The 16,075-nt window shown below is 63.7% G+C and carries 12 protein-coding genes; 10 read left to right on the top strand and 2 right to left on the bottom strand.

Annotated features, from left to right (window positions below):
• The first annotated feature begins 11 nt into the window (after positions 1-11).
• From IE091_RS08435 to IE091_RS08415, 5 genes are all read left to right on the top strand, one after another.
• A complete protein-coding gene (locus tag IE091_RS08435) occupies positions 12-995 on the top strand; it encodes a carbohydrate ABC transporter permease (protein WP_096922752.1) in 984 nt (327 codons plus the stop codon).
• Positions 995-1,837 carry a carbohydrate ABC transporter permease gene (locus IE091_RS08430; RefSeq protein WP_189463402.1) on the top strand — a complete coding sequence of 281 codons (843 nt, stop codon included), beginning with the start codon at positions 995-997 and terminating at the stop codon, positions 1,835-1,837. Before IE091_RS08435 ends, IE091_RS08430 begins: the two co-directional genes overlap by 1 nt.
• 64 nt (positions 1,838-1,901) lie before the next feature.
• Positions 1,902-3,518 carry an alpha-glucosidase family protein gene (locus tag IE091_RS08425; RefSeq protein ID WP_189463401.1) on the top strand — a complete coding sequence of 539 codons (1,617 nt, stop codon included), beginning with the start codon at positions 1,902-1,904 and terminating at the stop codon, positions 3,516-3,518.
• Between the two features lie 66 nt (positions 3,519-3,584).
• Positions 3,585-4,691 carry an ABC transporter ATP-binding protein gene (locus IE091_RS08420; protein WP_039179523.1) on the top strand — a complete coding sequence of 369 codons (1,107 nt, stop codon included), beginning with the start codon at positions 3,585-3,587 and terminating at the stop codon, positions 4,689-4,691.
• 152 nt (positions 4,692-4,843) lie between these two features.
• The gene (locus IE091_RS08415; RefSeq protein WP_039179520.1) at positions 4,844-5,875 is read left to right on the top strand and encodes a LacI family DNA-binding transcriptional regulator; all 1,032 of its coding nucleotides are present in this window, start codon (positions 4,844-4,846) and stop codon (positions 5,873-5,875) included.
• 9 nt (positions 5,876-5,884) lie between these two features.
• Here the strand turns inward: IE091_RS08415 and gap are convergent, their stop codons facing one another.
• A complete protein-coding gene (gap, locus tag IE091_RS08410; RefSeq protein ID WP_026001738.1) occupies positions 5,885-6,886 on the bottom strand; it encodes a type I glyceraldehyde-3-phosphate dehydrogenase in 1,002 nt (333 codons plus the stop codon).
• 260 nt (positions 6,887-7,146) lie between these two features.
• Between gap and pyk the strand changes: the two genes are divergently transcribed.
• Entirely contained in the window at positions 7,147-8,613 is a 1,467-nt protein-coding gene (gene pyk / locus IE091_RS08405; RefSeq protein ID WP_189463400.1) for a pyruvate kinase, read from the top strand.
• A gap of 22 nt (positions 8,614-8,635) precedes the next feature.
• Positions 8,636-9,112, top strand: a complete 477-nt coding sequence (locus IE091_RS08400) for a methylglyoxal synthase (protein ID WP_039179513.1) — start codon at positions 8,636-8,638, stop codon at positions 9,110-9,112.
• Positions 9,113-9,146: 34 nt separating this feature from the next.
• Here the strand turns inward: IE091_RS08400 and cra are convergent, their stop codons facing one another.
• The gene (cra, locus tag IE091_RS08395; RefSeq protein ID WP_039179511.1) at positions 9,147-10,121 is read right to left on the bottom strand and encodes a catabolite repressor/activator; all 975 of its coding nucleotides are present in this window, start codon (positions 10,119-10,121) and stop codon (positions 9,147-9,149) included.
• A gap of 236 nt (positions 10,122-10,357) precedes the next feature.
• Here cra and ptsP point away from each other — a divergent pair, with 236 nt between their 5' ends.
• Genes ptsP through IE091_RS08380 form a run of 3 tightly spaced genes read left to right on the top strand, consistent with a single transcriptional unit; the run spans position 10,358 to position 15,926 of the window.
• Positions 10,358-13,225 carry a phosphoenolpyruvate--protein phosphotransferase gene (gene ptsP / locus IE091_RS08390; RefSeq protein ID WP_189463399.1) on the top strand — a complete coding sequence of 956 codons (2,868 nt, stop codon included), beginning with the start codon at positions 10,358-10,360 and terminating at the stop codon, positions 13,223-13,225.
• A complete protein-coding gene (pfkB, locus tag IE091_RS08385; protein WP_189463398.1) occupies positions 13,225-14,193 on the top strand; it encodes a 1-phosphofructokinase in 969 nt (322 codons plus the stop codon). Before ptsP ends, pfkB begins: the two co-directional genes overlap by 1 nt.
• On the top strand, positions 14,190-15,926 hold the full coding sequence (locus IE091_RS08380) for a PTS fructose-like transporter subunit IIB (protein WP_189463397.1): 1,737 nt from the start codon (positions 14,190-14,192) through the stop codon (positions 15,924-15,926). The genes pfkB and IE091_RS08380 overlap by 4 nt, the downstream gene beginning before the upstream one ends.
• Positions 15,927-16,075: the final 149 nt, after the last annotated feature.

Genomic DNA, 16,075 nt, shown 5'->3' with positions numbered 1-16,075 from the left:
CGGAGACTCCCATGCCGAGCACTTCTCACCACGACGCGCCCTCCGGGGCGCGTTCCATAGCGCCCCCAAGGCGCCAGCGCGGCACCAAGGTGCGCCGCCAACGGGTCAAGGCGGCCTGGCTGTTTCTGGCCCCCATGCTGATCGCCCTGACTCTGGTGGCTGGCTGGCCGCTGCTGCGGACGTTCTTTCTGAGCTTTACCGACGCATCGCTATCGGACCTGGGCGCGGCCAACCTGATCGGTTTCGAAAACTATCTGGTGTATGACGATGGTCGCTGGTTTGGCGTACTGGCCGACCCCATCTGGTGGCGCTCGGTCTGGAACACGGTCTACTTCTCGGTGGTGTCCGTCTCACTGGAAGTCATCTTCGGTGTCATCGTGGCGCTGATTCTGAATGCCGAATTCAAGGGCCGGGTGATCGTTCGGGCCGCGGTACTGATCCCCTGGGCCATCCCGACCATCGTCTCTGCCCAGATGTGGGCATGGATGCTCAACGACCAGTTCGGCATCATCAATCATATGCTGATGGCCGTCGGCATCATCGACAACCCGATTGCCTGGACCGCCAGCGCCACCTACTCCATGTGGGCGGTCATCATGGTGGACGTGTGGAAAACCATTCCCTTTGTCGCGCTGCTGGTACTGGCCGCGCTGCAGATGCTGCCCAAGGATTGCTACGAAGCCGCCGAAGTCGACGGCATTCATCCGGTTCGTGTGTTCTTCAAGGTCACGCTGCCACTGATCACACCCGCGCTGATGGTGGCGGTGATCTTCCGCCTGCTGGATGCGCTGCGCGTATTCGACGTGATTTACGTACTGACCTCCAACTCCACCAGCACGATGTCGATGTCGGTCTACGCCCGCCAGCAGCTGGTCGAGTTTCAGGATGTCGGTTACGGCAGCGCGGCCTCCACGCTGCTGTTCCTGATCATTGCGCTGGCCACCATTGCCTACCTCTATCTGGGCCGCAACAAGATCCAACTGGGAGGTGACTGATGACCACTCGTCAGCTAGCCAAAATAGCCAAACGCGTCGGCTTCTGGGCGCTGATTGCGCTCATCATGGTGTACGCGGTCTTCCCGTTCTACTACGCGGTGATCACCTCGCTCAAACCCTCCAGCGACCTGTTTCGCGTGGAACTGTGGCCCTCCAACTGGAACCTGAACAACTACGTTCAAATCTTCAGCCAGACCAGCTTCCTGCGCGCCATCTTCAACTCGATCATCGTCGCGTTCAGCGTGGTGTTCATTGCGCTGCTGCTGGGCATCACCGCGTCCTATGCGCTTGGGCGGGTACGTTTTCGCGGTCGCTCCACGGTGCTGCTGGTGATCCTCGGGGTATCCATGTTCCCCCAGGTGGCGGTGTTGTCGGGGCTATTCGAGGTCATTCGCGCGCTGAACCTTTACAACAACCCGGCGGGCCTGATTCTCAGCTACACCATCTTCACCCTGCCGTTCACCGTCTGGGTACTGACCACGTTCATGAAGCAGCTGCCCATGGAGCTGGAAGAGGCCGCGATCATGGATGGTGCCACCCCCTGGATCACCATCACCAAAGTGTTTTTACCGTTGATGTGGCCCGCCATGGCCACCACCGGACTGCTGGCCTTCATTGCCGCCTGGAACGAGTTCCTGTTCGCGCTGACCTTCACGCTCACCGATGCCCAGCGCACGGTGCCGGTGGCCATCGCCCTGCTCTCGGGCGGCAGTGCTTATGAATTGCCCTGGGGGCCGATCATGGCCGCGTCCGTCGTGGTGACCGTGCCGCTAGTGATTTTGGTGATCATCTTCCAGCGCCGCATTGTGTCTGGCCTGACGGCTGGCGCGGTGAAAGGCTGACCCGATAGACGCTCTCAATGAATTCGCTGATGACTCTCAGCAACCGTTTTTAAGGAACGATGGTATGCAAGACAATACGATGTGGTGGCGCGGCGGCGTTATTTATCAAATCTACCCGCGCAGCTTTCTGGACAGCCGTGGCGACGGCGTGGGTGACCTGAACGGCATCACCGAGAAGCTGGACTACGTGGCATCGCTCAACGTGGACGGCATCTGGCTCTCGCCCTTCTTTACCTCGCCGATGCTCGACTTTGGCTACGATGTCAGCGACTACCGCGACGTGGACTCGATGTTCGGCACCCTGGACGACTTCAAGGCGCTGCTGGCCAAGGCCCACTCGCTGGGCTTGAAGGTGATGATAGATCAGGTGATCAGCCACACCTCGGACCAGCACCCCTGGTTCAAGGAGAGCCGCCAGGATCGCACCAATCCCAAGGCGGACTGGTTCGTCTGGGCGGACCCCAAGCCCGATGGCACGCCACCCAACAACTGGCTGTCGATTTTTGGCGGCCCGGCCTGGACCTTCGACTCCCGCCGCCAGCAGTACTACCTGCACAACTTCCTGACCAGCCAGCCGGACGTCAACTTCCACAATCCGGAAGCGCGTCAGGCGCAGCTGGACAACATGCGCTTCTGGCTCGATCTGGGCGTCGATGGGTTCCGTCTGGACACGGTCAACTTCTACTTCCACGATGCCGAGCTGCGGGACAACCCGCCGGTGCCCAAAGGCGAAGCCAAAACCCTGGGCGCCCCGGAAGCCAACCCCTACACCTGGCAGCGCCACGTCTACGACCTCAGCCGCCCGGAGAACCTGGGCTTCCTGCAGGACCTGCGCGCGCTGATGGATGAGTACCCCGGCACCACGACGGTGGGCGAAATCGGCGACGACAATCCGCTGGAACGCATGGCCGAGTACACCGCCGGGGGTGACAAGCTGCACATGGCTTACACCTTCGACCTGCTCAACATGCCCCATTCGGCGCGCTACCTGCGCGAAGTCATCGAGCGCTTCCAGCGTTTGGCGGGAGACGCCTGGCCCTGCTGGGCCACTTCCAACCACGACGTAGTGCGCAGCGCCACCCGCTGGGGCTCCGAAGAAGACCCGCATGCCTACCCCAAAGTCATGCTGGCCATGCTGTTTTCGCTACGCGGCAGCGTGTGCCTTTACCAGGGTGAAGAGCTGGGCCTGCCGGAAGCCGACGTGCCCTTCGAGCGCATTCAAGACCCCTATGGCAAAGTGCTGTGGCCCGAGTTCAAGGGCCGCGACGGCTGCCGCACGCCGATGCCCTGGAACGATGGCGAACAGGGCGGCTTCTCGGCAGTCGAGCCGTGGCTGCCCATGGAGCCCCGCCATCTGGCCTTATCGGTAAGCCGCCAGCAGGATGACCCCAACGCCACGCTCAATAGCGTACGCGCCCTGCTGGCCTTCCGGCGCCAGCACCCCGCGCTGTTCGATGGTGACCTGAACCTCGTGGACGTCGGCGACGACCTGCTGGGCTTTACCCGGCAAAAAGGCGATGAAACGCTGCTGTGTGTCTTCAACCTGACCGGCCAGACCCAGCGAGCTTCACTGCCCGTCGAAGTGACCAATGACCTGGCCGTGGCCAACTTCACCGCCACCCGGGACGGCAGCGCGCTGACGCTACCGGCGTACCAGGCTGCCTTCATGCAGGTTGCCTGACCGCCACCGTTACCTTCAATAATGATAGCCGACCCGATCGCGGGTCGAGGTCGGCAAGGAGTTACCATGGCAAGTGTTACGCTTGAAAAGGTCAACAAGGTCTTTGGACGTGACCACATCATCAAGGATGTGGATCTGGCGATTGGTGACGGTGAATTCGTCGTGTTCGTTGGCCCCTCCGGCTGTGGCAAGTCCACCCTGCTGCGCCTGATCGCCGGGCTCGAGTCGATCACCGACGGCGACCTGAACATTGGCGGCACGGTGGTCAACGACCTGCCCCCACGGGAGCGCGGGGTGGGCATGGTGTTTCAGTCCTACGCCCTTTACCCCCACATGACCGTCTACGACAACATGGCGTTTGGCCTGAAGTTGGCCAAGACTGCCAAGGAGACGGTACACGAGCGGGTCATGACCACCGCCAAAATCCTTCAGCTCGAAGAGCTGCTGCACCGCAAGCCCAAGGCGCTTTCGGGAGGCCAGCGCCAGCGGGTGGCCATGGGCCGCGCCATGGCCCGTGAGCCGCGCATACTGCTGTTCGACGAGCCGCTCTCCAACCTGGATGCCTCGTTGCGGGTGCAGATGCGCAACGAAATCGCCCGCCTGCACAACCGGCTGGGCTCCACCATGATCTACGTCACCCACGACCAGGTGGAAGCCATGACCCTGGCCGACAAGATCGTGGTCCTCAACCGTGGCCATGTGGAGCAAGTGGGCAGCCCCCACGAACTCTACCAGCGCCCGGCCACCAAATTCGTGGCAGGCTTCATTGGCTCGCCCACCATGAACTTCCTGCCGGCCCAGTTGACCAGCGGCTCCACCGACGGCTGCCGAGTCAAGGCCACGGGCATTGGCGAACTGGCGCTGCCACAATCGGCAGAAAGCTACTCGCCCGGCACGGGCCTGACCCTGGGAGTACGCCCCGAACACCTGCGCCTGGAAGCCCCGCAAGGCGACAACTGCTTCGACATCGTCAATGTCGAGTATCTGGGTAACGAGGTGTATGTCTACCTGGAGCCCAAGGAAGGCAGTACGCTGCTGATTCATCGCAGCGAGGCCCCCAGCCAATGGCAGGAGGGTCAGCAAGTGTCGCTGGTGCCCGACCAGGCGCATGTACACCTGTTCGATGAAAGCGGCAGCGCACTGACGCTGTCGGCCAGACGTTCGGCGGCCTGAACCCCAGATCGCCCTCTTCGGCCCTGACCCAAGCGCCCTTCAATGAAGGGTAGTCTTGGCCCCCTCAGGGCCGCTATCCTGTGCAACACTCGAATAATTAGCCTGCGTCCTACTTAACCTGCTCAGGAAGCACCGTGACCGTTTCCCGTCGAATGACCCTAAAAGACCTGGCGCTGGAACTTGGCGTTTCCACCGCGACGATTTCCAATGCCTTCAATCGCCCGGACCAGCTCTCCCCCTTGCTGCGCGAACGCATCCTGCGCGAAGCCAAGCGGCTGGGTTACAACGGCCCCGATGCCAAGGCACGCAGCCTGCGCACCGGCCGCTCCAGCATCGTGGCGGTCATCCTGGCCGAGAGCCTGACCTACAGCCTCAACGATGCCGTGGCCAGCGAGTTTCTCTCCGGCGTGGCAGAGGTGCTCGATGCCCACGGGCATACCCTGCTGCTGCTGCCGGGGCGCGGACACGCGTCACAGCTACCCAATTCCGCCAACATTGCCGATGGCTTCATCGTCTACGGGCTGATGCCCAATGGCAAGATGATCGATGAGTTGCCCACCCAGCGGCCGCTGGTTTCAGTGGATTTCGACATCGACGGCTGCCCGACGGTGCATATCGACGACCGTGACGCCAGCTACGCCATGGCCATGCACGCCCTGCAGCAACGGCCCGAACGCCCTGCCATCATCAATTTGCGGCTGACCAAAGAGCACTGCAATGGACGGGTGACCGCTGCGCATACGCTGCTGCCCGACAGCAGCACCATCAGCCGCGCGCGGCTGGCAGGCTTTCACGCAGCGCTTGCCGAACATGGCTTCGATACCGAAAAGATTCCGTTATGGAATATCGAGGAAAATGTCTTCGATGTGTGCGCCCCGGTACTCACCGAGATACTCGATCAGCCCGCCAGCCAACGCCCCGACCTGCTGCTGTGCATGTCTGATCGCATCGCGCTGACAGCGCTGACAATGGCCGAGCAACGCGGTATCGGCGTGCCCGACACGCTGCGCATTACCGGGTTCGACGGGATTGCCGAAGGGCAGTACCGGGCACCGCGACTGACCACGGTGCGCCAGGACAGTGCTGGCAAAGGGCGTACGGCGGCCAAGATGATTCTGGGTCGCATCCCCAAGGCCCAGCAGCTGCTCAAGACCGAGCTGCTGCTGGGCGACACCTGCCCTTGAAACGCCTGATCAGGCGGTTTTCTGCATGGCGATGGCGGTATCCAGCATACGGTTGGAGAAGCCCCACTCGTTGTCGTACCAGGCCATGATCTTCACCAGCCGACCGTTCACACGGGTGTGATTGGCATCGAAAATCGACGAGTGGGCGTTGTGGTTGAAGTCAATCGACACCAGCGGCTGAGCATTGACATCCAGCACTGCAGAGCCTGCAGCGGCTTTCTCGACGATGGCGTTGATCTCTTCCTTGGTCGTGTCACGCCCGGCGGTGAATGTCAGGTCGACCAGTGACACGTTGATCACGGGCACTCGCACGGCCAGGCCATCGAATTTGCCCGCCAGCTCCGGCAGCACCAGACCAACCGCCTGAGCCGCACCGGTCTTGGTGGGAATCATCGAGTGCGTGGCACTGCGTGCCCGGTACGGGTCCGAGTGATAGACGTCCGACAGGTTCTGGTCGTTGGTGTACGCGTGCACGGTGGTCATCAGACCGTTCTCGATGCCCACGGCATCGTTCAACGCTTTCGCCACGGGGGCCAGGCAGTTGGTGGTGCACGAAGCGTTGGAAACGACCTTGTGCTCGGCAGTGAGCACGTCGTCGTTGACGCCGTAGACCACGGTGGCATCGGCATCCGGGCTGGGCGCCGAGATCAGCACCCGCTGGGCACCGGCGGCAAGGTGTTTGGCCGCCGCGTCACGCTTGGTGAACAGGCCAGTACACTCCATCACCAGGTCCACGTTCAGGGCTGACCAGGGCAGATTGGCCGGGTCGCGCTCGGAGGAAATGGCGATTCGGTCACCGTCCACGGTGATGCTCTCGGCGTCGTGCTCTACCGTGAAGGGAAAGTGGCCGTGCACCGTGTCGTGGCGCAGCAGGTGGGAATTCAATGAAGGGTCACCCAAGTCGTTGATGGCAACCACCTGAACGCGGTCACGGTAGCCGTTTTCATACAGTGCGCGCAGCACGTTGCGGCCGATCCGTCCAAAACCGTTAATGGCAACTCTTATTGTCATGGTAGCACCTCTATCAAGCAGTGGTCGTCGATGGCGTATTCAGTAAAAAAATTACTAAAAATACGTCTTTAATCACCTGAAGGCCGATTAAAACCTGCCATAACCGCCCCAAAAGGCTAATAACTATCCAATATGTAGTAAAATTACTATATAAAGGCTATCGTAGTCCAATACTTAATGACCGATTCATCGGCCTGCGCGGCAACGCACCGCAGCTGCCTGTTTCGAGCGTTGCCCCTACCTATTCAGGAGTCTGCCCCATGACCACCCCAGCGCCCTCTTCGCCGCTTCGTCGTACTAAAATCGTGGCCACGCTAGGCCCGGCCAGTGACCGCCCCGGCGTGCTGGAGGCCATGCTCAAGGCGGGCGTGGACGTAGTGCGCCTCAACTTCTCCCACGGCTCGGCAGATGACCATCGTCGTCGGCTCAACGACGTGCGCGAGATTGCCCAACGCCTGGGCCGCAGCGTGGCAGCGCTGGGCGACCTGCAAGGGCCCAAGATTCGCATCTCGCGCTTTATCGAAGGGTCCGTGCAGCTGGAGGTCGGCCAGCCCTTCGTGCTCGACATGACGCTGGATGCCCAGCAAGGCACCACCGAGCGAGTTGGCTGCGACTACAAGGCGCTGATCGAGGACGTGCGCCCGGGCGACAGGCTGCTGCTCGACGACGGCCGCGTGGTGCTGGACGTCACCTCGATTAGCGGGCAGGAAGTGCACACCCGGGTACACGTGGGTGGCAAGCTTTCCAACAACAAGGGCATCAACAAGCAGGGTGGCGGTCTTTCCGCCCCGGCGCTGACCGACAAGGACAAGCAGGACCTGCAGACCGCCATCGAGATTGGCGTCGATTACCTGGCCGTGTCGTTTCCCCGCAGCGCGGCCGACATGCAGGAAGCCCGCGCCCTGCTGGGGGAAGCAGGCAAGGAGATCGGCCTGGTGGCCAAGCTGGAGCGGGCCGAAGCCGTGGCGGACGACGCAACCCTGGACGCCATCATCGTGGCCTCCGAGGCGGTCATGGTTGCCCGGGGGGACCTGGGCGTGGAAATTGGCGACGAAGCGCTGATTGGCACCCAAAAACGCATCATCAAGCACGCCCGCACGCTGAATCGCGCCGTGATCACCGCCACCCAGATGATGGAGTCGATGATCGAGTCGCCGCTGCCCACCCGCGCCGAAGTATTCGACGTGGCCAATGCCGTGCTGGATGCCACCGATGCGGTGATGCTGTCGGCGGAGACCGCCGCAGGCGACTACCCGGTCGAAACCATTGAAGCCATGAACCGCGTCTGCCTGGGGGCCGAGCGGGAGCGGGTGGCCCAGGCGTCCGGGCACCGGATTCACGAGGGCTTCGAGCGCATCGATGAAACCATCGCCCTGTCGGCCATGTACGCCGCCAACCACCTGACGGGCGTGCGCGCCATCGCCTGCATGACCTCCACCGGCTACACCCCGCTGATTGCGTCACGCATCCGCTCCGGCTTGCCGATCGTCGGCCTGGCCCATAGCCCGATTGCCCAGCGCCGCATGGCGCTCTATCGCGGCGTGGTCTCGCTGCCGTTCGATACCAGCCAGATGGCGGCAGACCAGGTCAATGCAGAAGCCATCAAACTGCTCAAGACCCACGGATTGGCACGCCCGGGCGAGCATGTCATTCTTACCCGAGGCGACCACATGAACGCCCATGGCGGCACTAACACAATGAAAGTGCTGGCCGTTGACGCCGACTAATCCTAGCTCTGGAGAGCCTGACATGACCGATGCCCGCCCACCCCGCCAAGCCGTACGTACGCTGCCCGCGCGCAAGCGCATCGCGCTGATTGCCCACGACGGCAAGAAAACGGAGATGCTGGCGTGGGCGGAGCGCTGGAAGGATACGCTCAGCCAGCACACCTTGGTGGGCACCGGCACGACCTCGGGTCGGCTGACCACCTCGCTGGGCCTGCAGGTGGAAGGGCTGATGAGCGGGCCATTGGGCGGCGACCAGCAAATTGGCGCTCGGATTGCCGAGCAGCAGCTCGATATTCTGATCTTCTTCTGGGACCCCTTCGCCCCCCAACCCCACGACCCGGACGTCAAGGCCCTGCTGCGCCTGGCCGCCCTGTGGAACGTACCGGTGGCCTGCAACGCCGCCAGCGCCGATTTCCTGCTCTCCTCCCCTTACCTGGGGGAGCACTACGACATGGCCATTCCCGATGCCAACGCCTGGGCCCAGGCGCGCTCGGTGTGAGCGCCACCCGGGCATTCGCCTCACATCTGAGTATTCAGCGGGAACGCAGGTGGCGCTCGACCACCTGCTGGCCAGGCTGGTAACGCCCGTTCATGGCATCCAGTGCACATTGCAGCGTCAGCTCGGCAATGCGGTCGTAATCCTGCAGTGCCGAATTGACCGGCTGAGGCAGGAAATCCAGCAGCCGATGATCGCCAAACGTGGCCAGCCGCAGCGACGCGGACAATCCGCCCCTGGCCAGCAGCTCGTCGAAGACACCCTCCATCAAGGCATAGGACGCGGTGACCAGCGCATCCACCGAGCCGTTCTCGAACGCCTGACGTGCCAACGCGACCCCGACATCGCGTTCGTAGCGCTCGCCGCTGAACGTCAGCGCCTGGATATTCCGACCGGCCAGCGCCTGCTGAAATCCGGCCCGCCGTTCCCGGCTCACCGACAGCTCGGGCATCGCATCCAGCCATGCCACCGTGCGCGTGGTGGGGCGGATGACCGAACGGGTCAACGCATACGCCGCTTGCTGGTCATTGCTGACCACGCTGGCAAAGCGGTGCGGTGCAAGCCCACGGTCCATGCCCACCACGCTCCAACCCTCTTCCGCCAGGTCGGCATAAAAGGGGTCGTTTTCCGGCAGGCAACTGGCGGTGATCAGCACTTCACAACGCTGGGCCCGTAGCGCCAGCGCCAGCGCTCGCTCGCTCTCGGCACAATCATCGGAGCTGACCAGCAAAAGCTGATAGCCCCGCTCACGAGCGCCCCGCTCCAGCCGCTTGGCCAGCCGGGCATAGCTGATGTTTTCAAGATCTGGAACGATCAAGCCAATCAAACGGCTTGCGCCACGGCGCAGGGCAGCGGCCTGTGGGTCGATGTGGTAGCGATACTGGCGCACCACCGCCATGACTTTTTCGATGGTGGCGGCACTGATTCGCCGCTGTTCGGCCTGGCCGTTGATTACATAGCTTGCCGTGGTGCGCGAGACCCCGGCCAGCCGGGCAATATCGGCAAGTGTCATGCTGGTTTCCCCCCTAATAAAGACGGCAGTTTAGCAGCCGTTTCACCCTCTTCAGACCAAAGTCTAAAAAGACAACCCTTGTGTCTAAAAGTGAATCGATTCAGCATAGCCACTATACACAGGTGACACGATTCATCCAGCTAACCTCAACGCTCTACGACTAACGTTTTATGCGCGCACATTCGCCGCCAATCGCAGACGTTGCCGTTACCTGACCGCGTTTACAGGAGAACCCTATGCTGACCCTCGGCCCTGATGACATCTTGCTCGACCGCCATGCGCAGGATTGGCAAGCTGCACTCGATAGCGCCGCCAAGGCATTGGCCGAGGCTGGCCTGGTGGAGGCCGAGTACCGCGATGGCCTGCATGCCCGTGAGGCGCAGTCCTCTACTTATCTGGGCAACGCCATTGCCATCCCCCACGGCACCCCGGAAAGCCGCCATCTGGTGAAGCGTACCGGCGTACGCGTGCTGCAGTTCCCCCAAGGGGTTCAGTGGCATGACGGCAACACCGTGCATGTACTGGTCACCATTGCTGCACAAAATGACGAGCACCTGGACATTCTGCGCCAACTGACCCACGTGCTGGACCGAGACGGCGTGGCCAGCGAATTGGCCAACGCCAGTTCAGCCGCCGACGTGGCCCGGCTGCTTTCCCGCCCCGCCGTGGCTCCCAAGCTGGACGCCGACACCCTGTGTGTCAACTTCCCTGCCCGAGACCCGCAGGAGCTGGCCTTGGCCGCCGCGGCCCGGCTGCGCCAAAGCGGCTGCGTCGACAATGCTTTCATCAGCGCCGTGGCCAGCTCTGCGCCACAGTGGTTGGGCAAAGGCCTCTGGCTCGCCAGCCAGGCAACGGGGGTACGCCAGCCCGCGCTGGGCGTGGCCACGCCCGCTGATGCCATCGAACACGACGGGCGCGCCGTTCACGCCCTCTTCTGCCTGGCGGCCAGCGGCGACAGCCACCGCCCGCTGCTCGAACAGCTGCTGGCACTGGTGGAGAGTGGCCAAAGTGAAAGCCTGATGGGCAAGAGCAGTGCCCAGCTGTTGGCGCTGCTGGCGGGAGAAACCGCCCAAACGCAAACACGCCGTGTGCGCGTTCTCAACCCCCACGGCCTGCACGCCCGCCCGGCCAAACAGCTGGTGCAAATCGCCCGCGCCCAGACCATGCCCATCAACGTTCGGCTGGAAGAGGGCAGCGCCACCACCGTCTCGGCGGCCAGTTTGACCAAGGTCATCGGCCTTGGCGCACGTCGTGGCCAGTGGCTGATCTTCTCTGCGGAAGGCGAGCAAGCCAGCCACGCCCTGGATGCCCTCGCCGCCGCCGTGGAAGAGGGCCTGGGCGAGAAAGTCACGCCCTTCGATGGCGGCCGCGAGACCCGCCCCTCCACTGACACCCGCCAGCCCGATATCACGCCGCTGGCGGCCGATACCCCGCATACCGGCGTGGCGGCGTCTCCGGGGCTGGCCATTGCACCTGTGTTCGTCATTCGTCCGCTGGCGTTCGACTATCCCGAGCACGCCAACGACCCCGAGGCCGAAGCGCGCCGCCTGAGTGCAGCGCTGCAGGAAGGCGCCGCCCAGCTGCAGGCGCTGGTGCATAACGCGCCCGGCGGTGAAGTCGCCGACATCCTCTCCATGCATGAAGAGATGCTGGACGACCCCGAGCTGCGTCAGGCGGCGCTGGACGCCATCGGCGAAGGGCGCTCGGCGGAGGCTGGCTGGTGGGAAGCCATCGACACCGCCGCCCGTGCTCAGGAGATGCTGGCCGACCGGCTGCTGGCAGAGCGGGCCGCCGACCTGCGCGACGTCGGCCGCCGAGTGCTGGGTGTGCTGTGCGACGTGACTCTGCCCGAGCCACCCGACCACCCTTACATTCTGGTGATGGACGACATTGGCCCTTCCGATGTGGCGCGCCTGGATACCTCTCGGGTGCGAGGCCTGCTCACCGTTCGCGGCGGCGCCACCGCGCACAGCGCCATTCTGGCCCGTGCGCTGGGCATTCCCGCGCTGGTGGGCGCAGGCGAGTCGGTCATGGCGCTGGCCAACGGCGGCATGATGATTCTGGATGGCGAGCGCGGCCGCGTGATCTCGCAACCTTCCGAAGAGCGCCTGCGGCGCGCCGAACAGCAGCTGCTCGACCAGCAGCAGCGTGAAGCCGACGCCTGGGAGCTGCGCTTCGAGCAGGCCCAGACCCGCGACGGCCACCGGGTAGAGGTCGCTGCCAACCTGGGCAATACGGCCCACGCCGCCGATGCCGTCGAGCGTGGCGCCGAGGGCGTTGGTCTGCTGCGCACCGAGTTTCTGTTCATGGCTTACGCCAGTGCTCCGGATTTGGCGACGCAGATCGCCGAGTACCGTGAAGCCACCGATGCACTCGCTGGCCGACCGCTGGTCGCCCGAACGTTGGACGTGGGCGGCGACAAGCCCCTGCCCTACTGGCCAGTCCCCCAGGAAGACAATCCCTTCCTCGGCCTGCGCGGCATTCGCCTGGCGCTGACCCAGCCGGACGTGCTGGAAACGCAGCTTCGCGCCCTGCTGATGGCCGCCGTAGGCAAACCGCTGCGCATCATGCTGCCGATGGTCAAGGACGTGGCCGAATTCCGCGCCGCCAAAGCCATCTACGACCGACTGCTCAAGGAGATCACGGAGCAGCAGCGCGCCACCGACGTGCAGCTTGGCGTGATGATCGAGGTGCCCTCCAGCGCGTTGCTGGCACCGACGCTGGCCGCCGAAGTGGACTTCTTCTCGGTGGGCACCAACGACTTGACCCAGTACACCCTGGCCATCGACCGGGGCCACCCGGAGCTGTCTGCCCAGGCCGACGGCCTGCACCCGGCCGTACTGCGGCTGATCCAGATGACCGTCGACGCAGCCCACGCCCACGGCAAGTGGGTCGGCGTCTGTGGCGAGCTGGCATCGGATGCCATGGCGGTTCCGGTGCTGGTGGGCCTCGGCGTCGACGAGCTGTCGGTCAGCGCGCGGCAGATCCCGCTGGTCAAGGCCCGCCTGCGGGAGTTCGACCTGGCAGAAGCGCAGGCCACGGCGCAGCTGGCCCTGAGCAAGGCAACCAGCGATGACGTGCGCGATGCGCTGGAGGCTCGCTGATGGCACGAGTGGTCTGCATCACGCTGAACCCGGCCCTGGACCTCGCCTTCGACCTGGAGACGCTGACGCTGGGGCAGGTCAATCGCCCCACTCACGCCCTGCTGGAGGCGGCGGGCAAGGGGGTCAACGTCGCCAGGGTGCTGGCCAGCCTTGGCCATGAGGTGGTCGTCAGCGGCTTTCTGGGCCAGGACAACGACGCCCCCTTTCGTCTGGCCTTTCCGCATTACGGCGTTCAAGACGCCTTCGTGCGGGTACCGGGCAACACCCGTATCAATGCCAAGCTTGCCGAGCAGAGCGGCCGGGTGACCGATATCAACGGCCCCGGCATGCCCATTGAAGCAGCTCATCTCAGCGCTCTGCGTACGACGCTCAACGGCCTGTTCGAGGACACTGCGCCGCAGGCCATCGTCGTGGCAGGCAGTCTGCCGCCGGGCATCGACTCGGCCATCTTCAATGAGCTACTCGATTTCCTGAAAGGCTTTGGCGTGCCGCTGTGGGTGGATACCAGCGGTCCGGCACTGCTGACGGCCATCGCCGCCCAGCCTGCGGCGGTGAAGCCCAATGAAACCGAGCTGGCCGAGTGGGCGGGGCACGCCCTCGATTCCGATGCCCAGCGCCAAGCTGCTGCCCAGCGTCTGCATGCCAGCGGTATCGAACACGCGCTGATTTCCGCCGGTGCCGAAGGCGTCTTGTGGGCCAGCCAGTACGGCACCTGGCACTCGACGCCGCCCAGCGTTCACGCAGTCAACACCGTGTGCGCGGGCGATACCTTCGTGGCGGGCATGCTGCATGGGCTGCTGAGCCAGCACGACCCCGACGCCACGCTGCGCTTCGCCACGGCGCTGTCTGCCGAAGCCGTTCGCCATGTTGGCGTGGGCAACCCCCACGCCGACGATTTCGACTCACTCCAACAACAGACCCGGGTACGGCGTCTTGACGACACCCACACCGAGGGAGCCACGCGATGAACCTGATCCTGATTACCGCCTGCCCCAGCGGCATGGCGACCACCTTCCTGGCCGCCAAGCGCCTGGAACAAGCCGCCACCCGGCTGGGCTGGCACGTCCATGTGGAAATGCATGGTGAAATTGCCCCTCTGCAGGCGGCCACCGCCGAACAGATCGCCAACGCCGACCTGATCGTGGTCGCCGCCGACCAGGTACCGGCCCCGGAGCGTTTCGAAGGTAAGCGGCTGTTCAAGGCGCCGATTGCCAGCGCCCTTCCCGATCCTACGGCGTTTTTGACCCAGGCAAAACGCGACGCCCCCCTGTACAGCGCCCCGGCCACCACCGCAGCGGCCCCCGCTGGCAGCCCAGGCGGCCAACGTATCGTTGCCGTCACCGCCTGCCCCACCGGCGTTGCTCACACCTTCATGGCCGCCGAAGCGCTGGCCGAAGCGGGCAAAGCCATGGGCCACCAGATTCGCGTGGAAACCCAGGGCTCGGTGGGCGCACAAAACAAACTCACCGATGAAGAGATCGCCGCTGCTGACGTGGTCGTGCTGGCCTGCGACATCGAAGTGGACCCCTCTCGCTTTGCGGGCAAGCGCATTTATCGCACCTCCACCAGCAACGCGTTGAAAAAGCCCCGCCCGACGCTGGAAGCCGCGCTGACTGACGCAGCGGTGGAAGATGGCACCAGCGCCGCTGGCGGTGCCTCGGCCAAAAAGGGTATCAAGGAAAAAGGCGTCTACAAGCACCTGCTGACCGGCGTTTCCTTCATGCTGCCCATGGTCGTGGCGGGCGGTCTGTTGATTGCCCTGTCGTTCGTGTTTGGTATCGAAGCGTTTCAGGAAGAGGGCACCCTGGCGGCAGCATTGATGCAGATCGGTGGCGGCACCGCCTTTGCACTGATGATTCCCGTGCTGGCAGGCTACATTGCCTACTCGATTGCCGACCGCCCCGGCATCGCCCCCGGCATGATCGGCGGCATGCTGGCCGCCAATATCGATGCCGGTTTCATCGGCGGCATTCTGGCCGGTTTCCTGGCCGGCTATGTGGCACTGGCCGTGACGCGGTACGTCAAGCTGCCTGCCAGCGTGGAATCCCTCAAGCCGATTCTGATCATCCCGTTCGTGGCCAGCCTGGTCACCGGCCTGACCATGATCTACGTGATCGGCGAACCCGTGGCCGCCATCATGGCCGCCCTGACCGGTTTCCTCTCCTCCATGGGCTCTACCAACGCCGTACTGCTGGGCATTCTGTTGGGCGCCATGATGTGCTTCGACCTGGGTGGGCCCGTCAACAAAGCCGCCTACACCTTCGGCGTGGGCCTGCTGGCATCGCAAACCTACGCGCCCATGGCGGCCATCATGGCAGCAGGCATGGTGCCTGCCATTGGCATGGGCATCGCCAGCTTTGTGGCGCGCAACAAGTACTCTGCCCCTGAGCGGGAAGCGGGCAAGGCATCGTTCGTGCTGGGCCTGTGCTTCATCAGCGAAGGCGCGATTCCCTTTGCCGCGAAAGACCCGCTGCGGGTGATTCCGGCCTGTATCGCGGGTGGCGCGGTGACCGGCGCGCTCTCCATGCTGATCGGCGCTCAGCTGATGGCGCCCCACGGCGGCATCTTCGTGCTCCTGATCCCCAACGCCATCACCCCGGCGTTCCTCTACCTGGGGGCGATCATTGCGGGCTCCTTGATTACTGGCCTGGGCTATGCGTTCATCAAGCGCGGTGCTGCACAGGTAGCGGTGGCCAGCTAACGGTTGCACACTGGCCTTACCAGGGGCGGGCCCAGGCCCGCCCTTTTTGTAGCCAAGTCCTTCAGCTGGCCCAAACTCTCGTTTTATTACTCATTTTCAAGCGATTCAAGCCGTACAGCGCTTTCATGTCGCTCAATATGTAGTATTTT

This window comes from Vreelandella hamiltonii, from assembly GCF_014651775.1.
Taxonomy (GTDB): Bacteria; Pseudomonadota; Gammaproteobacteria; order Pseudomonadales; family Halomonadaceae; genus Vreelandella; species Vreelandella hamiltonii.
The sequence above is the reverse complement of the archived record's forward strand: the minus strand, read 5'-3'. Positions and strand labels throughout refer to the sequence as shown.